Here is a 24078-nt window from a genome sequence, read left to right as displayed (position 1 = left end):
GTCTATCTCCTCTAGTAACTGCATACTATCAATTAAGGATTGCGCACTATGGTTTGCGTATGATCAATTACGTACCGTGGTTTGCACATATTGGTTTTTCCATTAATGAATCAATGGATTAATGAACCAATGAAAGTAAAGGAGGGTGTTTGATGACAACTATTCGTCAAGATGCTTGGAGTACAGATGAAGATCTAATATTAGCAGAGGTTGTCCTACGACATATTAGGGAAGGCAGCACTCAATTAGCGGCCTTTGAAGAGGTAGGAGAGCGCCTTTCAAGAACGAGTGCCGCTTGCGGGTTTCGCTGGAACTCTGCTATTAGAAAAAAATATGAATCTGCTATTAGTTTAGCTAAGAAGCAGCGTTCTAAGGCAAAGGTTGCTGCAGAACCTTTTGAGGCCAGTGCTGAAGAAGAGGTACGTACTGATGCTATAGGAGATTCTCTTCAAGCAGCTGAGCCGCACAGCCTTGAAGAGAAAGATCTTACAATGGAAAAAGTCATTACATTCCTTGAGGCTTACCATCAAAATGATAAGAGTATCGAGAATGTACAGATGATTAAACGGTTAGAAAGTGAAAACGCTGAGCTGATTAAAAAAGTGGAGAGACTTGAAAAAGAAAAGAGAATTATTGCTGAGGATTACAAGGCTTTGATTGGAATCATGGACCGAGCTAGACAGCTCTCATTTTATGATCAGGAGCCCAAAAATGTTGCCAGGTCTACAAAATAGAAGAAGCGATCCAAGCGGATCGCTTCTTTTGATTAGTGTGAGTTTGGTCGAATCATTATCAATTAAAACGCTTGCAATTAAGACGCCTGCAATTATAACGCTTGTAATTAAATAGATGAAGAAGATTCGATAGTTGGCATCTCAGGAGCAGCACTTACTTGTTCTTGCACGCCTAAAGGATACCATACAAACGGGCTTTCTCCACGGTCACGGCTTGGTTGGTAAGTTGATGATTCAAAGCCCATCCGCTCCCAGAAATCGCTTGATCCTTGACGGGCATTTGTTTTAATAGGGAGTTTAAAGCTTTTAGCAAAGTCAACAAGAGCCGAACCATACCCTTTTCCTCTATATGGCTCTAGTACTTCTAGCTTCCATAATTCAAGGTAGTCTTGTTGAGGCTCAAAATAACGGTCAAACTTACCTTCAATACGATAAAGGCTCATTCGTGCTACGAGCTTCTTGCCAAAATAGATTCCATAAAAAGGTGACTCGCTGTCGTTTTCAATAATATTGGCTTCAAGATCATCTTTCATCGAAAGCTCTGCTGCTCCAAATTCACGGAAGTTTTTAAATTCCTCAAGTGTTTTATAATTAACAAGTAACCGTTGAACTTCAAAGTGTGTCATATCATTTCCTCCTTATGAAAAGCTTCATTGTTGTTGATCGGTACCAAAATGTTTTCCTGCAAAATCAAATTTTGATTCCAACCATATAGTTGATGCATGGAACTTCTACTTATATTCTACTACAAAATGTAATGTAAGCGTTATAAAAACTAAAAATTCTGGCCCTTAAATAAAAAGAAATAATATTCAGAAAAATAAAAGTGTGTCTGAATTATGGATGATTATGGTACAATTTGAAAAGAATTATGAAAAAGGTGAGACAAATGAAGGTGCATTTAGTAGGTGGAGGAGCTATAGGGTTACTTTGCTCCTATTATTTAGCGCGAGCTGGCAAGAATATCAGCTTGCTGACACGTACAGCAGAACAAGCTGAAGCGATAAAAGAAAAAGGCATAACTGTTATACATAAGGAAAAAGAACAATCGGTATCTCTTCATGCAATGCCATTAGATGAGTGGGGCAATCAATCAAGTGATTGTCTTATCCTTGCAGTAAAATCGCATCAAATCACATCTGTATTAGAGATAATAAGAAACAATCGTATTAATTTCGATCATATCCTTTTTTTATCTAATGGTATGGGACATATACCCGTTATCTATGAATTGCAAACGGATTCCAAAGCAGCTGTTGGAGTAGTAGAGCATGGGGCTGTCCGCAAATCTCTTACAAGCGTGAATCATACTGGTGCCGGCAGAATTAGGTGGTCACCTATTAATTTTTCAAAAAAGGAATTAGACCCATTATGGGAGAATACTAGTTCTATCGGATTTCCGGTAAAAGCAGAAACTGATTGGATAGATATGCTTCAAACAAAGTTAATCATTAACGTTTGTATAAATCCGCTAACCGCTATTTTAAAAGTGAAAAATGGTGTTCTGCTTGAAAATTCATATTATAAAGATCTTGTAAGGCCGTTGTTTAATGAAGCAATGAGGATTTTAAATAGAAATGATTACGACGAGATGTGGTCGTTGTTAGCCCAAGTATGTGAAAAAACAGCTAGTAATCAGTCATCAATGTTAACCGATCTTTTAAAGGGGATTCCAACTGAAATTGACAGTATCACTGGCTATCTCATAAAAGAAGCAAGAAAAAATAATGTTCCCCACCCATACATCACATTTGTCCATCATGCTGTTAAAGGGTTGGAAGTTTAAATGAAAGGAGGAAAACCATGACAACTGCGTTTGCATGGCTGTTAGCAACCGTAATTACGCTGCCATTGTTGGGGTGGTATATTTTTTACATTGTTACGGTGAAAATGACAAAGAACAAATCTAGGGCTATCCGTCTTGCTTCAGATGTCTCTGTGTTATTTTTTGTAGCCGCTGTATATTTTATTATTTTAGAAATCTGGTCGAGGTCTTTCTTTTGGTTATTATTAACCGTATTCTTTTTAGTTGCACTTATTTTTACCATTATTCATTGGAAAGTGGCAGAGGATATCCATGTGAGGAAGTTGTTTAAAGGCATTTGGCGATTTAATTTTTTATTGTTCTTCTTTTTGTACCTCGTTTTAAGTGGATATGGATTAATTACAAGACTCATTTATAGTTTATAATGAGTCTTTTTCTTTTTGGAAATTGAAGCTTATAATTTGGTGTGAGTGCTTTACTTTGCTATTATAAAGGATGATTACATAAACGAAGGGATGTCTTTTCAATGGAAGTTAAAGAAATGGACATTGCAGCGAAGTCAGGGTTTTTGTTTGATTACTTAGAAGGTCATCCCGGCATAGGGGATTGCTTTGATTATTCTCAAACAGATAACGAACGATTTAAAAAACGCGTTGAAGACCTTAAGGCTCGTTCTTTTCCAAGAGAAGCACTAGTAGAACATTTATATCAGACTCACAATGAACTGCCGTACAATGATGCGGTGAAACAAAATATAGAAAAACTATTAGATCCACATACAGTAGCTGTAGTTGGCGGTCAGCAGGCAGGGCTTTTGACAGGTCCTCTTTACACGGTATATAAAGCAATGACGATTATTTTACTTGCTAAGGAACAAGAACGTGAATTAGATGTTCCTGTCGTACCTATTTTTTGGGTGGCGGGGGAAGATCACGACCTAGAGGAAGTCAGATTTGTGTATACAAATAACGGCAGCGCGTGGAAAAAGGCAGGGCTTGATATCGTTGACAACATGCAGTCATTATCTAATACCGATTTACCTGTAGATAAAGTATCTAAATGGCTCGATGATGTGTTTAAAACACTGCCGGAAACGGACTATACGGAAGGCTTAATTGCTCAAATAAAAGGATATCTTAAAAATAGTCATTCATTTGTAGATTTCTTCTCTATACTAATGAATTGGCTATTTAAAGATGAAGGGTTAATATTGCTTGATTCTGATCACCCTGCCCTAAGAAAAGTTGAGACCGATTATTTTATGGCAATGGTTGATCAAGTGGAAGAGCTTCAAAAAGCTCAGGCAGAAGGGGAAAAGAGATTTAGCGGAAAAGGGTACGGGGATCCGATCTCAACTGACAAGGAAAATGCTCATCTCTTTTATACTGTTAAAAATGAGCGTAAACGATTAGATTATAAAGACGGTTCTTTTTATGTGAGGGGAACAGATATCCAACTCTCTAAAAGTGAACTCGTCGATCTAATAACCAAACATCCAGAGCATTTTAGTAACAACGTAGTAACCAGACCCCTAATGCAAGAGATGCTCTTGCCAGTGCTAACTTTTGTTGCTGGTCCTGGAGAGCTTCGCTATTGGGCGACATTAAAGCCTGTTTTCACTCTTTTTAATTTGAAAATGCCGCCTCTCACTCCTAGAATGCAAATGACCATTGTTCCTAGACATGTGCAAAGGTGGGTGGAGGAATGTGGGTATTCCTATGAAAGCCTCCTAACTGGTAAGGCGATGGATATGAAATCGAAATGGTTAGATGCGATTGAGAGCTACCCAATAGAAGAAGTTGTTACTAAAGCAGAACAATCAATACGCGATGCTCACAAAGATATCCAACTCTTAGCAAATGAAATGGATGACACCCTTCATAAGCTTTCGCAGAAAAATGAAGTAATGATTTTAGATCAACTTGATTTTATAAAAAGAAAATTAGAACTTCATCTTGAACAAAAACATAGTAAGGCGCTTTCGAAATTTGACGAAGCTGACTCTTGGCTTTATCCGTTAAAACGACCGCAAGAACGCGTAATTCATCCCATACTTTTACTAAACTTAGCTGGTTATGATGCAATTGGCCGAATAATGAAACAAAAATTGTCATTGAATCCAACGCATAAGCTTGTCTTCTTGTAAAAAACTGTTTGAAGACACCGTCGAAAGAATGAGAACGAAAAATCCTGTCAAGCGGCAGGATTTTTTTTGTTTATACGAAATTTAATTTATAGTGGTACAAAGTGGAGGGTTGTGGTAACTTAAGGGTAGTAAGTGGGGGGAGATGACTGGAAGATGTTCATGGGGGAATATCGCCACAACGTCGATGAAAAAGGAAGAATGATTATACCAGCGAAGTTTCGTGAGTCGCTAGGATCATCCTTTGTAGTAACCCGTGGACTCGATCGGTGTTTATTTGTCTATCCGCTAGATGAATGGAAGCGATTAGAAGAAAAACTAAAAACACTCCCTTTCACAAAAAAAGATGCTAGAGCTTTTACTCGATTTTTCTTTTCAGGTGCCGCTGAATGTGAACTTGATAAGCAGGGAAGAGTAAATATTGCCCAAACATTGCGTGAGTACGCAGAACTTGAAAAAGAATGCGTCATTATTGGGGTGTCAAATCGCGTTGAAGTATGGAGTAAAGCGAAATGGGAAGAGTATTTTGAGGAATCAGAAGACTCTTTTGGGGAGATCGCTGAAAACTTAATTGACTTCGATTTATAGAATGAATGAAAAGAATCAAACAAGTTATGGACATCAAGAGGCAGACATCAAGATCGGAAAGAAAGTGAAGGTGATATCATGTTCACCCATGTGACTGTATTAAAAGAAGAATCAGTAAATGGACTGGCGATCAAGCCAGACGGAATTTATGTGGATTGTACATTAGGAGGGGCCGGCCACTCATCGCTCATTTTAGAACAGTTGAATGATGAAGGTCATTTATATGCATTTGACCAAGATGATACTGCACTTTCAAATGCAGAGGAAGTATTAGCTCCTTATAAGGGAAAGTTCACTCTTATTCGCAGCAATTTCCGTTTTTTAAGAGAAGAGCTTGCAAAACATGGTATCTCAAAAGTAGACGGGGTCTTATTTGATTTAGGCGTATCGTCCCCGCAGTTAGATGAAGCAGAGCGAGGCTTTAGCTATCATCAGGATGCCGCATTAGACATGAGAATGGATCAGACAGCACCTTTGACTGCTCATCAAGTGGTGAATGAATGGGAGTTTAATCGTCTTGTTTCCATAATCTCAAGGTACGGTGAAGAAAAATTCGCAAAACAGATAGCCAGAAAGATCGAGGCTAGACGTGAAATTAAAACGATTGAAACAACAGGAGAATTAGTAGAGATCATTAAGGATGCAATACCTGCTCCGGCAAGAAGAACAGGTGGACATCCAGCTAAGAGAACGTTTCAAGCAATAAGAATTGCGGTTAACGACGAGCTCGGTTCGTTTGAGGAAGCGCTAGAAGATGCAATTACAATAACGAATCCAAAAGGAAGAATATGTGTCATTACATTTCATTCCCTAGAAGATCGTTTATGTAAGGAAATTTTTAAAGAGAAAAGTAAAGGGCCGGATCTCCCGCCAGGATTGCCGGTTATACCTGAAGGGTTCGAGCCTGAATTAAAGTTAATTACAAGAAAGCCGATCGTAGCAGGAAACGAAGAGTTAACAGCTAATAACAGAGCGCGTTCTGCAAAATTAAGGATTGCTGAGAAGCAAAAATAAGGAGGTTTTATTATGAGCATGGTTGCCCGTCAAATTCAGCATCAACAGCAAACAGATGTGAAAACTAGAAAGGTTGTAGAGCGCCGCAGAACTAAGATTACCTTAGGAGAAAAGATTATTGCTTCTGCAATGGCGGTCATTGCTTTTGCTTTAATTGGATTAATGCTACATAATTACGCGTCAATTTACAGCTTAAATAAAGATGTTCATCAACTTCAAGGAACGATTGCTGAACAGTCTCAAGTCAATGAGGGACTTTCACTCCAGGTTGTTGAATTAAGTGCACCTGATCGAATTCTAGACATCGCAACTGGTGAACTAGGGATGTCATTAGATGATAATAAAGTAAAAGTCGTTCAAAACTAGTTCATTATTTGAACTAGTTTTTTTTACAATCGATTTAGCTAAAACTATATTTATACTAATAGGAAGTGAGAATGATGGAGATAAAACGTGCGGCAACAAATGTGCGAGCCGTAGTTGTCTTAGGGGCCTTTATCCTCCTTTTTATCCTTTTGTTGGGCCGGTTCACTTATATTCAAGTGACACAAGAAGTAAAAGGACAAGAACTCGCATCAATGGGTGAGGACCGCTGGTCAAAAGAGCAGGTAATCGAGGGGAAACGCGGGACTATTTATGACAAAAGAGGAAGCGCTCTTGCCGAGGAGCTGAATTCCTACAGTGTCTTTGCGATTTTAAGTACAGATTACCCAAATCATGTATCAGACCCTAAGGAGACAGCAGAAAAACTTGCTCCTTTTATCTCGATGGAAGCTTCTGCACTTGAGCGGCTTTTATCAAGTGAAGGTCGCTTTCAAGTAGAGTTAGGGGCAGGGGCTAGAAATCTCACCCATTCTGAAATGCAGGAAATTAAAGCGCTAGATTTAGATGGTATTATGTTTAACGAAGAGCCTAGACGCTATTATCCTAAACAAACCTATGCTTCACATGTTCTTGGATATACAGAAAGTGATATGTCCACAGCTAGAATGGGACTTGAGAGAAGCTTAGACGATTACTTAAGAGCAGAGGACGGCCTGGTTCAATATCAGAGTGATCGAAAAGGTGTTCCCCTGCCTAACGCAGAACGGCATGTGAAGCCTCCGAAAAATGGGAATGATGTCTATTTAACCCTTGATTCCAATATACAAACGGCATTAGAGCAAGTAATGACTCAAGTAGATGAAGAATATGAACCAGAAAAGATGGTTGCTATTGTAGCAGATCCTAAAACTGGTGAAATATTAGCGATGAGTAATCGACCGAGCTTTAATCCAAATCGCTATAATGAAATCTCTAACTATATGAATTATGCGGTTTCTAATCATTATGAACCGGGATCTACCATGAAAGTATTCACACTTGCTGCGGCCATTGAAGAGGGTGTCTATAACGGTGATCAAACATTCATGTCCGGTCAATTAAATGTTGGCCCTAACACAGTTAGTGACCATAACAGAGGACGAGGCTGGGGCGAAATTACATACAATGAAGGGATGCTGCGCTCGTCAAATGTTGCCTTCACAAAGATCGCGCTTGATCTCCTCGGACCTGAGAAATTGTATGAATATCTAGACCGATTTGGCTTTGATGAGCCTACTGGGATTGACTTGCCGAATGAGGCTACGAGTTTAATTGCTAATCAAAGCAGATACGATGCAGCAGCTACTGCATTTGGACAAGGGACAGCGGTCACGCCTATCCAACAAATTCAAGCAGCAACTGCTATAGCTAATGGCGGGGAAATGATGAAACCTTATGTGGTTGATCGTATTGTAGATTCAGAAACACAAGAGGTGATAGAACAGAAAAAACCAGAAGTAGTGGGAAATCCTATTTCAAAAGAAACGTCAGAGCAAATGTTAGATATTTTAGGTGAAGTTGTGACATCATCTTCTGGTACTGGCCGACCGTACAATATTGAAGGATTTGATGTTGCAGGGAAAACGGGAACAGCTCAAATTCCTAACCCAAATGCAAGAGGGTACATTAGAGGACACGGAGAGAATATCTTTTCATTTCTTGGAATGGCTCCAAAAGATGATCCGAAACTAATTGTTTACGTTGCTGTAGAACGTCCTAACCTTCAATCCTTTGAGTCTGGCTCAGAGCCGTCTGCTAAAATTTTTAACACGATCATGAAGCAGAGCTTACAGTATTTAAATATTACGCCTACTCTTGAGGAAATTAATGAAGAAGCGGAAGAAGGATATGTTACAAGAGATTATAAGGGTGAAAAAGTAGAGAGTTTAACAAGTGAGTTAGAAGAAGAGGGCTTTGAGGTAGTTGTTTTAGGTAATGGATCAAAAGTGCTTGAACATTCTCCTGAGGGAGGAAATGCTCTTTTAGAAGGCGAGAAAGTATTTTTATTAACTGATAATGACTCTTTCTCCATGCCGGATGTAAGCGGCTGGTCCAATAGAGATCTATTGAAGTTTGCTAATGTAGCTGGTGTCACTCCTACTATTTTTGGAAATGGCTTTGCGGTGACTCAAAATATCGAAGCTGGTACCGACATTTCGCCAGGTGAAAATATTGTGTTTGAGTTAGCTAGTTTAGAGGAAATAAATGAAATGGAAGATAGCCTAGACGAGGAAGACGAGGATGTTGCTTCCGATCAGGAGGAAGAAGAACAACAAGTCGGTGAATAAAGAAGGTCATTTGCTTTTTCTGATGGCAAATGAACATATGTACTGCTAGATGAACTCGCACCCATGTTCTAATTGCATTCTGCCAAGCATAGGTTAGAACAAGCCTACGTCACATTTATGGCGTACTTGATCTAACAAAAAGGCGGGAGGTAGAAGTGGTGCGAGTTTCTAATGTTACTGTAAGAAAACGGCTTGTTTTAGTGTTGTTTTTAGGACTGGCTGTTTTTACAATTATTGCACTAAGGCTTGGCTATGTTCAATTTGCTTTAGGGGATTGGCTCACCGATCGAGCGGAAGATTCATGGAGCCGGGATGTACCTTTTGAAGCAAAACGTGGAGAAATAAAAGACCGTAATGATATCGTGCTTGCAACGAATATCAGTGCACCCTCTATATTGGTCGTACCTAGGCAAGTTAAAGACCCGGCAGATACGGCGGGAAAACTTGCTTCCGTTCTTGAAATGGATGTACAAAAAGCCTATCAGCTAGTAACAAAATCAGAATCTATTGTCAGGCTAAATCCAGAAGGCAGAAAAGTGAATAAAGAAAAGGCCAGTGAAGTGAGGGCTTTAAGACTTCCTGGGGTATATATAGCAGAAGATAGTAAGCGTCACTATCCATTTGGTAGTTATCTCTCTCACGTACTCGGTTTTGCAGGTATTGATAATCAAGGGCTGACAGGCCTTGAACAATATTATGATGAAGAGTTAAAAGGGGAAAAAGGGCATGTTTCTTTTTTCTCTACCGCAAAAGGGAATCGGATGCCGAATTTAGCGGATGAATACACCGCACCTAATAATGGTTTTGACCTAAGGCTGACCATCGATAGTCAAGTGCAGACGATCATGGAAAATCATCTTGATATTGCTGAGGCTACGTATAATCCTGACGGGGCCATTGCCATTGCAATGAACCCTAATACCGGAGAAATTTTGGGGATGAGCTCCAGGCCCCATTATGATCCTGAGAATTTTAGAGAAGTGCCTCCAGAGATCTATAACCAAAATAAACCGGTGTGGATGCAGTATGAGCCTGGTTCGACTTTCAAGATCATTACCCTTGCTGCTGCACTAGAGGAAGGCGAAGTGAACCTTGAAAACGATTCATTTCATGACCCAGGCTTTATTGAAGTCTCCGGCCACAGACTCCGTTGTTGGAAAAAAGGCGGACACGGCTCGCAAACCTTCCTTGAAGTTGTTCAAAACTCATGTAACCCGGGCTTTGTCGTTCTTGGTGAACGCCTAGGGAAAGATCGATTATTTGATTACATTGAGGATTTCGGATTTGGCCAAAAGACAGGTATCGATCTTCAAGGAGAGGGAAAGGGGATCTTATTTAACCGGGATAAAGTCGGGCCTCTTGAACTAGCAACTACAGCATTCGGGCAAGGGGTTGCTGTCACACCGCTTCAGCAAGTAACAGCAGTTTCAGCAGCGATTAACGGAGGGTACCTTTATCAGCCATTCTTAGCTAAAGAGTGGGTAGATCCAATGACAAACGAAGTCGTTGACAGTCAGGCGCCGATTATGAGAAGGCAGGTCATTTCTCAGGCAACATCGGAGAAAGTGAGATATGCCCTCGAGAGTGTCGTAGCTGAGGGGACAGGTAAAGGCGCTTTTGTTGATGGCTACAGAGTCGGAGGGAAAACAGGAACCGCTCAAAAAGCTAAGGATGGCCGTTATCTTGAAAATAACCATATTGTGTCGTTTATAGGGTTTGCCCCAGCAGATGATCCGCAAATTGTCGTCTATGTAGCTGTTGATAACCCTAAGGATACGCTGCAATTTGGTGGAATCGTTGCTGCTCCAATTGTAGGAAATATTATAGGGGACAGTCTTCGGGCTATGGGAGTAGAACCGAGGAAAGATCAGATTGAAAAAGAGTTAGCATGGAATGATGAACCATTAATTGAAGTCCCGGATTTAGTCGGAAGAACCAAAAGAGAGATTCACGAATCCTATTATGAACTAAAAGTCGATGCGACAGGAGAAGGAGAACATGTCCTTGCTCAATCACCATCTCCGGGTGTAAAAGTGACAACGGGATCAACAATCCGTCTTTATATGGGTGACAAATAATCAGGTTACGACTAAAATAGAGTTTATGTGCTTTTTTAAAAAGGCCTCTTTTCGAAAAGGTAGGGAAGAGGCTTTTCTATTTAAAAGATTTTCTAATGATTAAAATGACTGTAAAAAAGCAACGATGATAGAAAAAGGTTTGAATGTGAGGGTTAAACATGATGAAATTAAGCCAATTAACGAACGTGTTAAGATCATATGAATGGAAAAATGAAGGGGATCCTGAGATTACACATATTGAAATGGATTCTAGAGAAGTCGTTTCTGGAACATTGTTTTTCTGTATTAAAGGATATACAGTGGATGGCCACGATTTTGCCAAACAAGCAGTTGAAAAAGGGGCAGTTGCTCTTATTGCTGAGCATGAGGTCAAAGGTGTCGAGGTGCCAACGATTATTGTTCAAGATACGAAGCGTACAATGGCTCGTCTTGCTAATCTATTTTACGGAGATCCTACATCTAAAATGAATTTAATTGGGGTTACAGGAACAAACGGTAAAACGACCGTCACCCATTTACTTGAACAAATGATGAATGATGCCAATAAAAGAACAGGTCTTATCGGCACCATGTACACTAAAATTGGTGATGTAGAGCTGAAAACACAAAATACAACACCGGAATCGATCACTTTGCAAAAGAGGTTTAAAGAAATGGTAGATGCTGATGTAGACACCGCATTAATGGAAGTCTCTTCACATGCTCTTCATCTAGGCCGTGTTCGGGGTTGTGACTTTGATATTGCGGTATTCACAAATCTTACACCTGACCATCTTGATTATCATGAAACGATGGAAGCCTATCTTTTTGCTAAAGGGCTTTTGTTTGCTCAGCTTGGAAATCGTTTCACGGAAGGAAAAGTTGCAGTGTTAAATCGTGACGATGAAGCAGCCGATGAATTACTTAAGATGACGACGGTAGATGTCCTTACATATGGTGTGAAAAATAAGGCAGACATTATGGCAGAGGATATCGAGATTACAGCAAGGGGAACAACATTTACACTTAAAGCAGGAGCAGAATCAATTGAAATAGAGATGAAGCTTATTGGTATGTTTAGTGTATATAATGCATTAGCTGCAGCAAGTGCAGCCATTGCATCCGGTATGCCTTTAGAACAAATTAAGAAAAGCTTAGAAGCTGTACACGGTGTAGCAGGCCGTTTTGAGCCGGTCGATGCAGGCCAGGATTATACCGTTATTGTTGACTATGCACACACTTCAGACAGCTTAGAGAATGTATTAACAACAGTGAGGGAATTTGCGAAAGGGAAAATATCTGTTGTGGTCGGATGCGGAGGCGACAGAGATCGTTCAAAGCGTCCAGTGATGGCGGAAATTGCCACAAAATATGCTGATCATGCGATCTTCACTTCAGATAATCCGAGGTCAGAAGATCCAAAACAAATTCTTGATGACATGACTTATGGGCTGAAATCTTCAAATTATACAGTTTGTCTAGACCGAAAAGAAGCGATCTATCAAGCAATTAATGAGGCTAACAAGGACGATATTTTAGTTATTGCAGGAAAAGGTCATGAAACCTATCAAATTATTGGTACTAATACAACCCACTTTGATGATAGAGAAGTAGCAAAACAAGCAATTGAGGAGAGGGTGTAAGCATGCTCACATCATCTTTATTAGAAGGCCTGACCATCAGTACTCGTTTAAACGAAACAGAACAGTCATTTACAGCCGTTTCTACAGATACTAGAACGATTGTAGCAGGAGCCTTGTTCGTTCCTTTGAAAGGGGAACGATTCAATGGACATGATTATGTTGATGCGGCTATAAAATCAGGAGCGCAAGCTGCACTTTGGGAGGAAGGACAACCTGTCCCAGCTGACCTGCCGGATGACTTTCAGTTGTATGTGGTCAAGGATACATTATTTACCTTACAAGAAATGGCTAGTGCATACAGAGTAAAAATTAATCCTAAAGTCATTGGGATTACAGGCAGCAATGGCAAAACAACGACAAAAGACATTTTGGCTTCTCTTTTGTCACTTGAGGGTGAAACATATAAAACGCAAGGCAACTACAACAATCACATTGGACTGCCGTTAACCATTTTAGCGATGCCGTCTACGTGTAAGTATCTGATTTTAGAAATGGGTATGAGCGGCTATGGTGAAATAGAAAGGTTAAGTGAGATTGCCAAACCTGATTTAGCGATTGTTACAAACATCGGCGAGTCTCATATGGAGCAATTAGGCTCTAGAGCTGGAATTGCTAAAGCTAAAATGGAAATTAAAGAAGGCTTAAGTCCAGCTGGTTTTCTTTTTATTGATAGTGACGAGCCTTTACTAGACGGCTGGAAACAATCTTCCATAATACGAGTAGGCTTTAATCACGCAGACATCCTAGTTGAAAATGTAGCGGCGACTGTTGACGGGTATCGATTTGACATGGAAGGTCATCATTTTGAGTTATCATTACTAGGCAAACATAATGTGAAAAATGCCGCATATTGTATAGCTGTTGCCCATAAATTCGGGTTATCTACAAGCAAGATTCAAACAGGACTTAGACAAATCTCACTCACTTCTATGCGATTAGAAAAGCTTACTGGCAGCAAAGGTGAGCTTATCGTGAACGATGCTTATAACGCTAGTCCTACTTCAATGATTGCTGCTATAGATGCGCTAAAAGCGATCCCTTCCTATGAAAAAAGAGTGGTTGTACTAGGGGATATGTTTGAACTCGGTACGGAAGAAGAGGCGTTACATAAATCTGTAGCACAAGTAATTACGCCGCCTATTACCCATGTTCTGACACTTGGGGATCGTGCAAAGTGGATCTATGAAGAGGCGAGCCATATTTCTTCATCAAGTACTTTTGATGAAATTGCCCATTTTACTACAAAGCAGGAGCTCGCTGATCACTTATCAAAGCTTGTTGATCAGAAAACAGTCATTTTGTTTAAAGCATCAAGAGGAATGAAGCTTGAAGAAGTGATAACAGCGTATCAAGATAAACAGCAAGACTAAAAACAACAAGAAAAAGATGCAAAAAGAAAGGAGGAATGATTAGCAATGTTAGAAAGAGTTTTACTGATTACTTTACTCGTTTCATTTGGAGTTGCTGTCATTTTATCACCATTATTTATTCCGTTTTTAAGACGTTTAAAATTTGGCCAAAGTATTAGAGAGGAAGGTCCTGAGTCTCACCAAAAGAAGAGCGGAACACCTACGATGGGTGGAATCGTTATTGTATTGTCTATTATTGCAACGACGATCTTCGTATCCCTTCAATATCTATCATTCAGCATGGAAATCCTTTTGCTTTTACTCGTTACAGTAGGCTTTGGCCTTGTTGGATTTTTAGATGATTATATTAAAGTTGTAAAAAAACGAAATTTAGGGCTAACCTCTAAACAAAAATTAGCTGGCCAGCTGATCATTGCCGGGTTATTTTACTGGGGACTCCTGCATCTTGGGATATCAACAGAGATCATGATTCCTGCAACAACAATTTCCATTGATCTAGGCTGGTTATATTTGCCGCTTGTGATCGTGATGCTAGTTGGTGCTTCGAATGCCGTTAACTTAACGGACGGCCTTGACGGCCTTCTTGCAGGAACGGGTGCGATTGCTTTTGGTGCGTTTGCTATTTTGGCATGGTATGCAGACTTAATTGATGTAGCTATTTTTAGTGCTGCTATTGTTGGGGCGGTGTTAGGTTTTCTCGTATTTAATGCCCATCCAGCAAAAGTGTTTATGGGGGATACAGGGTCGCTTGCCCTTGGAGGGGCGATTGCAGCTATTGCCATTTTAACAAAACAAGAATTATTGTTAGTGTTAATTGGTGGAGTATTTGTTATTGAAACTCTTTCTGTTATCATTCAAGTTATTTCTTTTAAAACAAGAGGCAAGCGAGTATTTAAAATGAGTCCGCTTCATCACCATTATGAATTATCAGGATGGTCAGAATGGCGAGTTGTTGTCACATTTTGGATGGTCGGGATGATCTTAGCGGTGCTTGGAATCTATTTAGAGGTATGGATGTAAATGAGGTGTAAACATACATGAAAAATACAGAAATGTATTGTGGTAAAAACGTATTAGTCTTAGGGCTTGCTAAAAGCGGTGAAGCAGCAGCGCTGCTGCTTCACGAGCTTGGCGCAAAGGTCATTGTGAATGATGCAAAATCATATGATGAAAATGATCAAGCAAAAGTACTCGAAAAAAAAGGAATCAACGTTGTTTGCGGAGAGCATCCGTTATCTCTTTTAGATCAAGAGCTTGAGTGTGTCGTGAAAAATCCAGGCATACCATATCATAATCCAATTGTAAAAGAGGCTGTTAGACGTAACATCCCTGTCATCACGGAAGTAGAGCTAACGTCTGCCCTATCTGAAGCTGACATGATTGCGATTACAGGCTCGAATGGCAAGACCACCACAACAACGTTAATTTATGAAATGCTTAAAAACAGTGCCAAGAATCCGCTTATTGCAGGAAATATCGGCACGGTTTCATGTGATGTGGCTAAGGGAGCAACAAGTGACGACTTGATCGTATTGGAAGCCTCGAGTTTTCAACTTCTTGGTACGGAGAACTTTCATCCGAACGTAAGTGTTTTGTTAAATCTTTTTGATGCTCATCTAGACTACCATGGCACAAAAGAAGAGTATGTAGCTGCAAAGTCTAAAATAACAGCGAATCAGACGGAAGACGATGTCTTTGTATACAATCTAGACGATCCACTTGTCTGTCAGGTTGCCGTAAAAAGCAAAGCAGCAAAACTTCCTTTTTCAACAAGAGAAATAGTCTCTGAAGGTGTCTATATTAATCAAGGCTCTATCTACTTTAAGGATCAATTAATTATCCCTCTCTCAGAGGTCGTTCTTCCTGGGTCACATAATGTGGAGAACATCTTAGCTGCGATTGGGGCTGCCATGACAATGGGAGCGAAAGTCACTCAAATCCAGCATGTTCTAAAGACGTTTAGCGGTGTTGAACATCGTTTGCAGTTTGTTAAGAAAATAAACGACCGACTGTTTTATAACGACTCGAAAGCGACGAATATTTTAGCTGCAAAAAAAGCACTTGAAGCATTTAGGCAGCCTGTGATCTTACTTGCAGGAGGACTTGATCGCGGAAATGAATTTGATGATTTAGCGTCTTCACTTTCAAATGTAAAAGCACTCGTTACCTTTGGAGAAACAAAGGAAAAATTAGCCCGTACAGCTAAGGGAGCTGGAATTGTAGAAGTGGAATATGCAGACCGTGTAAAAGATGCAGTAGAGTGTGCTTACCGCCTTTCAGAAGAAGGTGATGTTATTCTATTGTCACCAGCATGTGCTAGCTGGGATCAATATAAGACCTTTGAAGAACGCGGGAATGAGTTTGTTGCTGCGGTTGATAAATTAAAGTAAATAGCATCATTAGTTCTTATTTGTTAGAAAGCTGTTATCTAAAAAGGTAGCAGCTTTTTTGCGTGTTTTTTAGGACATGTTTTTCTAGGTTTGTACATATGGTGTATAGAGAGAAGGTGGCTGCGACAGCTTAGCAGCAAGACAAAATGGGTTAAAATGAGGTGTCCCTATTGCAAAAAGAAAGACATGCACCAGATTATGTATTATTTTTAACAACGATTGCTTTACTGACGATTGGTTTGATCATGGTTTATAGTGCATCAGAAGCATGGGCCTCATACAGATTTGATGATGCTTTTTTCTTTGCCAAGCGTCAGCTGTTTTTTGCCGGTGTCGGTGTGGTTGTCATGATTTTTATTATGAATGTGGACTATTGGACATGGAGAACGTGGTCTAAATTAATATTGATTATTTGTTTTATACTGCTTGTCATCGTTTTGATCCCGGGTGTTGGACTCGTTCGAGGCGGGGCCAGAAGCTGGCTTGGTGTCGGCGCATTTTCCATTCAGCCTTCTGAATTTATGAAAATGGCGATGATTGCGTTTCTAGCAAAATATTTGTCAGAGAATCAAAAAAGAATAGTCTCTTTCAAAAAAGGACTCATTCCGTCTCTCTCGCTAGTCATGCTTGCCTTTGGAATGATTATGCTTCAACCTGACCTTGGTACAGGAGCAGTAATGGTCGGGACTTGTGTAGCGATGATATTCGTAGCAGGGGCGAAAATAAGTCATTTTGTCGGGCTTGCTATGGTTGGTGTTGCTGGTTTTGTCGGGTTGATTGCATCAGCACCCTACCGGATCAAGCGAATTACCTCATTTCTAGATCCTTGGTCCGACCCTCTCGGCAGTGGATTTCAAATCATTCAATCACTCTATGCTATTGGTCCTGGCGGGTTAATGGGGATGGGGTTAGGAGAGAGCCGTCAAAAGTATTTCTATCTGCCTGAACCTCAAACTGATTTTATTTTTGCCATCTTAGCAGAAGAGTTAGGTTTCATAGGTGGATTGTTTGTTATCATTTTATTTGGAATCATGTTATGGCGGGGGATTAAGATAGCCTTAGGAGCACCAGATTTATTTGGCAGCTTTTTGGCTGTGGGAATTATTGGAATGATTGCGATTCAGGTAATGATTAATATAGGTGTAGTAACTGGCTTAATGCCGGTAACAGGTATTACACTGCCTTTTCTAAGTTACGGAGGTTCTTCATTAACGCTTATGCTCGTTGCTGTAGGAGTTCTATTGAATATAAGCAGGCACGCCAGAATGTAATTTCTGTATGGCTCATTTACGTGACTCTTCTTTTTTTCAGGAGAGTCACTTTTTTGTTGAAAACAAGCTGTAGTAGGCGATTCCTACAAAAAATCACACAGAATTGCGGTATAAACCAAGCATTGTTCGTGATAAAATGAACAATATGAAACAATTGTTGGAGGTACAATATGAGAGTAGTAGTGAGCGGTGGAGGTACAGGCGGACATATTTATCCTGCCTTATCCTTAATTAAAGAAATAAAGAAACAAGATCCACAAGCAGAGATTTTATATATTGGTACAGAAAAAGGGCTAGAAAGCGAACTTGTCCCAAGAGAGGGTATTCCATTTAAAACGATACATATCACCGGATTCAGACGGAAACTATCAGTGGATAATGTTAAGACCGTGCTACGCTTTTTAAAAGGTACAAAAGACAGCAAGAGAATGATGAAGGAATTTAAACCAGATGTAGTGATCGGCACAGGGGGATACGTGTGTGGACCAGTTGTTTATGCTGCAGCAAAAATGGGAATTCCAACGGTTATTCATGAGCAGAATAGCGTTCCTGGCTTAACAAATAAATTTCTTAGCAGATATGTAAATAAAGTAGCTATCTGTTTTAATGCAGCATCTGAATACTTCCCGAAAGAAAAGGTTGTATTTACTGGTAATCCACGTGCAACAGAGGTGAAAAGTGTAGATGCAGCGGCAGGGGCAAAGTCACTAGGGCTGGATAAAACTAAAAAAACGGTCTTAATTGTGGGCGGAAGCCGCGGTGCAAAACCGATTAATGATGCGTTTATTAGTGTATTAAAGCAAGCTTCCACTAGAAACTATCAATTTATCTATGTGACAGGTGCCGTCCATTATGATGCTGTCGCTAAGAGGGTAGAAGAGGCAGGCAGCCCTGAAAATGTAATCATAAAACCTTTCATTCATAACATGCCGGATGTTTTGGGGGCAGTAGACTTGGTTGTGGCAAGAGCAGGAGCAACGACACTTGCAGAACTGACAGCACTTGGCCTGCCAAGTATTCTTATCCCAAGTCCTTATGTGACAAATAACCATCAAGAGAAAAATGCAAGGTCTCTTGAAGAAGGCGGGGCTGCCATAGTTCGTCTTGAAAAAGAAATGAACGGAGAACGATTACTCCAAGATATTGATTCGGTGTTTAATGAACAAGAAACGTGGGAAAAGATGCATGGTGCCGCGTTAAAGCTTGGTGTGCCAACGGCAGCGAATGATTTAATGAATGTCTTAAAAGACGTTTCACGCTGAGTAGCAAAACACATAGAATATGAAGATATACGAGGCGACAAAAAATAGAATCATCAAGAAGAATGCGGGATTGTAGAAAGAGGGATGTAAGAATGGAGCATGTTATTGAAAAGTTAAAAGAAAAAGAAGTTGGAACGATTAAAGTGAGTGAGCCGCTTAGCCAGCACACAACATGGAAAATCGGCGGACCAGCTGATGTCTTAGTTGAACCGGCAAATATAGAAGGCTTAATCAATACGATGGACATAGTGAAGGAAGCAGGAGTCCCTTGGCGTGCGATCGGCAGAGGTTCTAATCTGCTTGTTTCCGATGAAGGGATCGAAGGCGTTGTCATTAAGCTTGGTAAAGGCTTAGATCATTTAGAAATTGATGATGAAGAAATTACAGTGGGCGGGGGTTATCCGTTAATTAAATTAGTAACGATTATCAGCCGCCAAGGTCTATCTGGTTTGGAGTTTGCAGGGGGAATTCCAGGTTCAGTGGGCGGAGCTGTTTTCATGAATGCTGGTGCTCATGGGGCGGAAGTTGCAGATATACTAATCAAAGCGCGTGTTCTGTACCCTGATGGCAGCCTTGAATGGATTAAGGGAAGCGATATGGAGTTCTCTTACCGTACATCACGCCTTCAACATGAAAAGGGGATTTGTGTAGAAGCAGTCTTTAAGCTTAAAAAGGGTGAGAAAGAAGAAATTGTTAAACACATGCAAAAGAATAAAGATTATCGCCGCGAAACACAGCCGTGGAGCCATCCAACATGCGGCAGTGTGTTCCGTAATCCACTGCCAAACCATGCTGGTGCTTTGATAGAAGAAGCTGGCTTAAAGGGCTACCAAATTGGCGGTGCTCAAATATCGGATATGCATGCAAATTTCATCGTAAATGTTGACAATGCAAAAGCTGAAGATGTGTTGAATTTAATTAAGCATGCTAAAGAAACGATTAAAGAGTCAAAAGGAATTGAAATGGAGACAGAAGTAGAAATGATTGGAAGAAAGCTTAAAACCCCTTAAACATCAGTGAATCTCTCGTTTGTCTATGGTATAATTAAACAAATGTAAAGATAGCCCCTCTTATAAACCTATAAAGAAGGATTTGGCTATTATACTATTGTATCGGAGACGATAATCGGGGGATGGACAATGAGTAATGAAAAAGTGGTTACCATTAATGAGCGGATACCTTCACTAAAAGAACAGCGTAAGCAAAGAGCCAACAGAAGGCTGCTGTTCTTTTTATCGCTTTTCTTTTTGTTGTTGTTATTAATGGTCTATTTTCAATCTCCTTTAAGTCATATACGAACGATAGAAGTAGAAGGGAATTTTTTAATAAGTGATGAACAAGTGATTGAGAGCTCTCAGTTAACAACTGGGACAAGCATGTGGAATCTTGATGAAGAAGAAATACGTAACCATTTATTGATTCGTCCTGAAATTGCCGATGTCACAATCAGCCGAAAATTCCCAACTACAGTTGTCTTAAATGTGCATGAGCATTCCCGTATTGGTTATTTATATTCGGATGGTAAGTATTACCCGTTGCTAGAAAGCGGGACATTTTTAAGTGAACTGCCACGACATCAATTTCCTGCAGATGCTCCTATTTTAATTGGGTGGGAGCAGGGAGAAGCCTTGACGGAATTTGCTCAAGAGTTGATCAATACACCTGAACAATTAATCGCACGAATGTCAGAGATTTTCTATTCGCAGACTGAGACGGAATCAGATGAAGTGATCATACATATGAATGATGGGTTAGAAGTACATTCAACAATTAAAGACTTCTCTTCTAGAATGCTTCCTTATCCTTCAATCGTGCGAGAACTTGATCCTTCAAGAAAAGGGATACTACACATGAAGATGAGTCCGTATTTTGAGGATTTTGATCTTGAGGAGGAAGAAGATAGTGAAGTTGAAAGTGAAGGGTAAACATGTAATCTTATCCTTCGTTCTGCTCGTAACTGGCTTTATTCTGGCACTGAGCTATGAACTGACGAATGAAAGACAGGCTGAATTAACACCTGGTTATGAAAGGCAGTGGAGACATGAGGATGAGCTGCGTAACCAGATTTCAAATTTACAAGAGCGAAATCAAGAATTACAAGAGGAACTTAGGGAGTATCAGACAGAAGTTCGGCTGCTTGAAGACGAGATAGCATCTGAAAGTGCGGAACAAGAACTTCGTACGACAAATTTGATTGAAGATCTAGATCGGCTTCGTAAGGTGGTAGGGAATGTACCTGTTAAAGGACCTGGGTTGGAAGTATCTTTGGAAGATGCATCCTATGTTCCTGAAGGGTCCAATCCTAATGATTACATTGTTCATGAGATCCATGTTCAAAAAGTAGTTCATGAGCTCTTTGTAGCAGGTGCAGAGGCTATTGCAATAAATGGACATCGCATTTCTCATAAATCCTACATTCAATGTGCAGGGCCGGTTATTATTATTGATGGTAATACATCTTATGCCCCGTTTGTTGTCACAGCTATTGGGGATGGAGAGAAGTTTGAACAAGCCATTTCTCTCGTCGGGGGAGTAAAGGACCAGCTATTAAATGACGGGATTAGTATTAGAATCCAACAGCAAGGGTTAATTGAACTCGACCCATATTTAACAGAGGGTGGGTGATGGTTGTTGGAACGTAAATGGATTTTTACCATTGTGGTTTTTATTATCGGGTTTATGCTCGCAATCCAATTTAAAACAACCCAAGAACCTGTTGTGCGTGATACACGTGACATAAGAGAATTGCGTCAGGAAATTGAGCAAGAACGTGAGAGAGAAAGGTATTTAACGAACGAAATAAATAAAGCGCAAGAATTAATAGCTCAGTACAGTTCGCCTCAAAATTCCGACCAAAATCATTTAACAGATGTTTTGGATCAGCAGATAAGCGACCTTCGGGTAGAGGCTGGATTAACTGAGGTAAGCGGATCAGGTGTTATCCTTACGATAGAGCCCTTTTATGATGAACGAGCCCCTCATTTAATGAGAAGAACACCATCACCAGAACGTTTTCGTTATCTAGTGAACGAGTTGAATGTATATGGTGCCACTCATATTGCAGTAGCAGATGAAAGGCTGATTACAACCTCTGCTTTTAGGGACGTAAATGGAATTACACATCTAAATTATCGCAGGCTTCCTCCTACCCCTCTTAAAGTGAAAGTGTTGACAGATGATCCAGAGAGGCTTGCTAACCGCATGATTGTATCAGAGTCTGTTGAATATTTTGAAATAGATGGTTTTACGTTAACAGTGGAGCAAGTGGGGGACTTAACATTGCCTGGATACGATCAAACACCTCGCGTAAGATATATGGAAGAAGTAAAGGAGGGGTAACATTCGATGTGGCTTCCGGTAATTGGATTACTTCTTGGTGTTTTATTAGGTATAATGACCGAATTTAGAGTCCCTGCAGAGTATTCAAACTATCTATCCATCGCCGTTTTGGCTGCTTTAGATACTTTATTTGGCGGGATTCGAGCACACTTACAGGAGACCTTTGACTCAAATGTATTTGTGACTGGTTTTTTCTTTAATATTTTACTTGCTGCAGGTTTGGCTTTTCTAGGTGTCCATCTTGGTGTAGACTTATACCTAGCAGCGATTTTTGCTTTTGGTGTGCGACTTTTTAATAATATTGCGGTGATCAGGCGTATGTTACTATCTAAGTGGCAGGCTAAACGAAGTGAAGGACAAGCTTAAAAACCATTAAATTAATGAAAAAAAAAGAAAATGAGCGATTTTAAAAGGAAAACCAAGCTTAATGTTGAATAATTCTAATATTCAACATTTGAGCTTCGGTATGGTAAGCCCAATTTCTAAAAAATTTATGAAACAATGAAAAAAGGGATTAGCTTAAAAGGAGGTGCCACAGTTTGAACAACAGTGAAATCTATGTAAGTCTTGACATCGGTACATCCAATGTACGAGTAATCATAGGAGAAGTGGCCAACGGAACAATTAATATTATTGGAGTAGGAAACACTCATTCTGAAGGAATTAGAAAAGGTGCAATTGTAGATATTGATGAGACTGTTCGATCCATAAAAAGAGCAGTTGAACAAGCTGAGAGAATGGTAGGGCTATCGATTAAACAAGTCATAGTCGGAGTGAATGGAAACCATGTTCAATTACAGCCTTGTCACGGAGTTGTCGCTGTTTCAAGCCCTGACCGTGAAATTGGTGATGAAGATATTGCTCGAGTGATCGATGCTGCACAAGTTGTATCTATTCCGCCAGAACGAGAAATTATCGATGTTATCCCGAAACAGTTTGTTGTAGATGGATTAGATGAAATTAACGATCCGCGTGGAATGATTGGTGTTAGGTTAGAAATGGAAGGTACAATTATTACTGGATCTAAGACCATATTACATAATTTACTAAGATGTGTGGAACGCGCAGGGTTACAAATTGCAGATATTTGTCTGCAGCCGCTTGCATCTGGTTCGGTCGCTATCTCAAAAGACGAGAAGAATCTCGGAGTTTGTTTGATTGATATTGGCGGCGGTTCCGCTACTGTATCAGTTTTTGAACAGGGTACACTGCAGTCTACATCTGTTCTTCCAATCGGTGGAGATCATATTACAAATGACATAGCGATTGGCCTGCGGGTGTCTACGGAAGAAGCGGAACGAATTAAAGTGAAATATGGACATTCTTTTATTGATGAAGCTTCTGATGAGGAGCGCTTTAGCGTCTCTGCTATCGGAAGTGGAGAAAAAGATGAATTCAGCCAGTATGATTTAGCTCATATTATTGAACCTCGTATGGAAGAAGTGTTTGAGCTGATCTATAAGGAGATCATGAGGCTTGGCTATCGTGACTTTCCAAGTGGCTATGTCTTAACGGGCGGGACCGTGATGATTCCTGGAGTGTTAGAGCTTGCTAAGGAATTGTTGCAAGGTAACGTCAGGGTAGCTATACCTGATTACATTGGTGTACGTGAACCTCAATACACAACAAGTGTTGGTTTAATACAATTTGCGTACAAAAATGTTAAAATTCAAGGCAAAGAAATTGCTGCTTCTGTAGCAGATTATGAAGCGACAGAACAACAATCGCAAGATCAGAAACGCAGTACGAAGAATGAAAAAGAACAATCAAGAACAGAAGAAAAACCAAAAGCTAAATCTAAGATGAAGAATTGGTTTAAAGTGTTCTTTGAATAAGAGCGAACGAGGCAAT

At 40.1% G+C, this 24078-nt stretch carries 22 protein-coding genes; 21 read left to right on the top strand and 1 reads right to left on the bottom strand.

Annotated elements, in window-relative coordinates; genetic code table 11:
- The first annotated feature begins 152 nt into the window (after nt 1-152).
- The gene (locus A33I_RS21410) at nt 153-734 is read left to right on the top strand and encodes an RsfA family transcriptional regulator (RefSeq protein WP_022628262.1); all 582 of its coding nucleotides are present in this window, start codon (nt 153-155) and stop codon (nt 732-734) included.
- A gap of 107 nt (nt 735-841) precedes the next feature.
- Here the strand turns inward: A33I_RS21410 and A33I_RS09790 are convergent, their stop codons facing one another.
- The gene (locus A33I_RS09790) at nt 842-1360 is read right to left on the bottom strand and encodes an N-acetyltransferase (RefSeq protein ID WP_012959502.1); all 519 of its coding nucleotides are present in this window, start codon (nt 1358-1360) and stop codon (nt 842-844) included.
- Nucleotides 1361-1623: 263 nt separating this feature from the next.
- Between A33I_RS09790 and A33I_RS09785 the strand changes: the two genes are divergently transcribed.
- The 20 genes from A33I_RS09785 (at nt 1624) to ftsA (ending at nt 24062) form a co-directional block, all read left to right on the top strand.
- Nucleotides 1624-2520, top strand: a complete 897-nt coding sequence (locus A33I_RS09785) for a 2-dehydropantoate 2-reductase (RefSeq protein WP_022628260.1) — start codon at nt 1624-1626, stop codon at nt 2518-2520.
- Between the two features lie 17 nt (nt 2521-2537).
- Nucleotides 2538-2924 (top strand): DUF3397 domain-containing protein, encoded by a 387-nt coding sequence (locus A33I_RS09780; protein ID WP_012959499.1) that lies wholly within the window; start codon nt 2538-2540, stop codon nt 2922-2924.
- Between the two features lie 101 nt (nt 2925-3025).
- A complete protein-coding gene (bshC, locus tag A33I_RS09775) occupies nt 3026-4645 on the top strand; it encodes a bacillithiol biosynthesis cysteine-adding enzyme BshC (RefSeq protein ID WP_022628259.1) in 1620 nt (539 codons plus the stop codon).
- A 153-nt stretch (nt 4646-4798) separates the two neighbouring features.
- A complete protein-coding gene (gene mraZ / locus A33I_RS09770; RefSeq protein ID WP_022628258.1) occupies nt 4799-5230 on the top strand; it encodes a division/cell wall cluster transcriptional repressor MraZ in 432 nt (143 codons plus the stop codon).
- 78 nt (nt 5231-5308) lie between these two features.
- Nucleotides 5309-6244 carry a 16S rRNA (cytosine(1402)-N(4))-methyltransferase RsmH gene (gene rsmH, locus A33I_RS09765; protein WP_012959496.1) on the top strand — a complete coding sequence of 312 codons (936 nt, stop codon included), beginning with the start codon at nt 5309-5311 and terminating at the stop codon, nt 6242-6244.
- 12 nt (nt 6245-6256) lie between these two features.
- The gene (gene ftsL / locus A33I_RS09760; RefSeq protein ID WP_012959495.1) at nt 6257-6610 is read left to right on the top strand and encodes a cell division protein FtsL; all 354 of its coding nucleotides are present in this window, start codon (nt 6257-6259) and stop codon (nt 6608-6610) included.
- Nucleotides 6611-6681: 71 nt separating this feature from the next.
- Complete coding sequence (locus A33I_RS09755) at nt 6682-8895, top strand: penicillin-binding protein (RefSeq protein ID WP_338012131.1); 2214 nt, start codon at nt 6682-6684, stop codon at nt 8893-8895.
- A 158-nt stretch (nt 8896-9053) separates the two neighbouring features.
- On the top strand, nt 9054-10973 hold the full coding sequence (locus A33I_RS09750; RefSeq protein WP_022628256.1) for a stage V sporulation protein D: 1920 nt from the start codon (nt 9054-9056) through the stop codon (nt 10971-10973).
- A 161-nt stretch (nt 10974-11134) separates the two neighbouring features.
- Complete coding sequence (locus A33I_RS09745) at nt 11135-12595, top strand: UDP-N-acetylmuramoyl-L-alanyl-D-glutamate--2,6-diaminopimelate ligase (protein WP_031311542.1); 1461 nt, start codon at nt 11135-11137, stop codon at nt 12593-12595.
- 2 nt (nt 12596-12597) lie between these two features.
- Nucleotides 12598-13965 carry a UDP-N-acetylmuramoyl-tripeptide--D-alanyl-D-alanine ligase gene (locus A33I_RS09740; RefSeq protein ID WP_022628254.1) on the top strand — a complete coding sequence of 456 codons (1368 nt, stop codon included), beginning with the start codon at nt 12598-12600 and terminating at the stop codon, nt 13963-13965.
- 45 nt (nt 13966-14010) lie between these two features.
- Entirely contained in the window at nt 14011-14985 is a 975-nt protein-coding gene (gene mraY, locus A33I_RS09735) for a phospho-N-acetylmuramoyl-pentapeptide-transferase (protein ID WP_022628253.1), read from the top strand.
- Nucleotides 14986-15002: 17 nt separating this feature from the next.
- Nucleotides 15003-16355, top strand: coding sequence for a UDP-N-acetylmuramoyl-L-alanine--D-glutamate ligase (gene murD / locus A33I_RS09730; protein WP_022628252.1), 1353 nt, complete (start codon nt 15003-15005; stop codon nt 16353-16355).
- Between the two features lie 170 nt (nt 16356-16525).
- Nucleotides 16526-17626, top strand: coding sequence for a stage V sporulation protein E (gene spoVE / locus A33I_RS09725; protein ID WP_022628251.1), 1101 nt, complete (start codon nt 16526-16528; stop codon nt 17624-17626).
- Nucleotides 17627-17796: 170 nt separating this feature from the next.
- Nucleotides 17797-18888: an undecaprenyldiphospho-muramoylpentapeptide beta-N-acetylglucosaminyltransferase gene (gene murG, locus A33I_RS09720; RefSeq protein WP_022628250.1), complete on the top strand. Its 1092-nt coding sequence runs from the start codon at nt 17797-17799 to the stop codon at nt 18886-18888.
- Nucleotides 18889-18980: 92 nt separating this feature from the next.
- Nucleotides 18981-19898, top strand: a complete 918-nt coding sequence (gene murB, locus A33I_RS09715; protein ID WP_022628249.1) for a UDP-N-acetylmuramate dehydrogenase — start codon at nt 18981-18983, stop codon at nt 19896-19898.
- A gap of 129 nt (nt 19899-20027) precedes the next feature.
- Complete coding sequence (locus A33I_RS09710) at nt 20028-20813, top strand: cell division protein FtsQ/DivIB (RefSeq protein WP_022628248.1); 786 nt, start codon at nt 20028-20030, stop codon at nt 20811-20813.
- Nucleotides 20791-21513, top strand: coding sequence for a DUF881 domain-containing protein (locus tag A33I_RS09705; RefSeq protein WP_022628247.1), 723 nt, complete (start codon nt 20791-20793; stop codon nt 21511-21513). Before A33I_RS09710 ends, A33I_RS09705 begins: the two co-directional genes overlap by 23 nt.
- Before the next feature lie 3 nt (nt 21514-21516).
- Nucleotides 21517-22227 carry a DUF881 domain-containing protein gene (locus tag A33I_RS09700; RefSeq protein ID WP_022628246.1) on the top strand — a complete coding sequence of 237 codons (711 nt, stop codon included), beginning with the start codon at nt 21517-21519 and terminating at the stop codon, nt 22225-22227.
- Between the two features lie 6 nt (nt 22228-22233).
- Nucleotides 22234-22593, top strand: a complete 360-nt coding sequence (locus tag A33I_RS09695) for a small basic family protein (RefSeq protein ID WP_022628245.1) — start codon at nt 22234-22236, stop codon at nt 22591-22593.
- Between the two features lie 173 nt (nt 22594-22766).
- Complete coding sequence (gene ftsA / locus A33I_RS09690; RefSeq protein ID WP_022628244.1) at nt 22767-24062, top strand: cell division protein FtsA; 1296 nt, start codon at nt 22767-22769, stop codon at nt 24060-24062.
- Nucleotides 24063-24078: the final 16 nt, after the last annotated feature.

The sequence above is a fragment of the Alkalihalophilus marmarensis DSM 21297 genome (genome assembly GCF_000474275.2).
In the GTDB taxonomy this organism is placed as follows: Bacteria; Bacillota; Bacilli; order Bacillales; family Bacillaceae_D; genus Alkalihalophilus; species Alkalihalophilus marmarensis.
This window is presented reverse-complemented; position numbering and strand designations above follow the sequence as displayed.

Coding starts and splice junctions, on each gene's coding strand:
- A33I_RS21410 (WP_022628262.1), top strand. CDS start 153: ATGACAACTATTCGTCAAGATGCTTGGAGTACAGATGAAGATCTAATA.
- A33I_RS09790 (WP_012959502.1), bottom strand. CDS start 1,360: ATGACACACTTTGAAGTTCAACGGTTACTTGTTAATTATAAAACACTT.
- A33I_RS09785 (WP_022628260.1), top strand. CDS start 1,624: ATGAAGGTGCATTTAGTAGGTGGAGGAGCTATAGGGTTACTTTGCTCC.
- A33I_RS09780 (WP_012959499.1), top strand. CDS start 2,538: ATGACAACTGCGTTTGCATGGCTGTTAGCAACCGTAATTACGCTGCCA.
- bshC (WP_022628259.1), top strand. CDS start 3,026: ATGGAAGTTAAAGAAATGGACATTGCAGCGAAGTCAGGGTTTTTGTTT.
- mraZ (WP_022628258.1), top strand. CDS start 4,799: ATGTTCATGGGGGAATATCGCCACAACGTCGATGAAAAAGGAAGAATG.
- rsmH (WP_012959496.1), top strand. CDS start 5,309: ATGTTCACCCATGTGACTGTATTAAAAGAAGAATCAGTAAATGGACTG.
- ftsL (WP_012959495.1), top strand. CDS start 6,257: ATGAGCATGGTTGCCCGTCAAATTCAGCATCAACAGCAAACAGATGTG.
- A33I_RS09755 (WP_338012131.1), top strand. CDS start 6,682: ATGATGGAGATAAAACGTGCGGCAACAAATGTGCGAGCCGTAGTTGTC.
- A33I_RS09745 (WP_031311542.1), top strand. CDS start 11,135: ATGAAATTAAGCCAATTAACGAACGTGTTAAGATCATATGAATGGAAA.
- A33I_RS09740 (WP_022628254.1), top strand. CDS start 12,598: ATGCTCACATCATCTTTATTAGAAGGCCTGACCATCAGTACTCGTTTA.
- mraY (WP_022628253.1), top strand. CDS start 14,011: ATGTTAGAAAGAGTTTTACTGATTACTTTACTCGTTTCATTTGGAGTT.
- murD (WP_022628252.1), top strand. CDS start 15,003: ATGAAAAATACAGAAATGTATTGTGGTAAAAACGTATTAGTCTTAGGG.
- murG (WP_022628250.1), top strand. CDS start 17,797: ATGAGAGTAGTAGTGAGCGGTGGAGGTACAGGCGGACATATTTATCCT.
- murB (WP_022628249.1), top strand. CDS start 18,981: ATGGAGCATGTTATTGAAAAGTTAAAAGAAAAAGAAGTTGGAACGATT.
- A33I_RS09710 (WP_022628248.1), top strand. CDS start 20,028: ATGAGTAATGAAAAAGTGGTTACCATTAATGAGCGGATACCTTCACTA.
- A33I_RS09695 (WP_022628245.1), top strand. CDS start 22,234: ATGTGGCTTCCGGTAATTGGATTACTTCTTGGTGTTTTATTAGGTATA.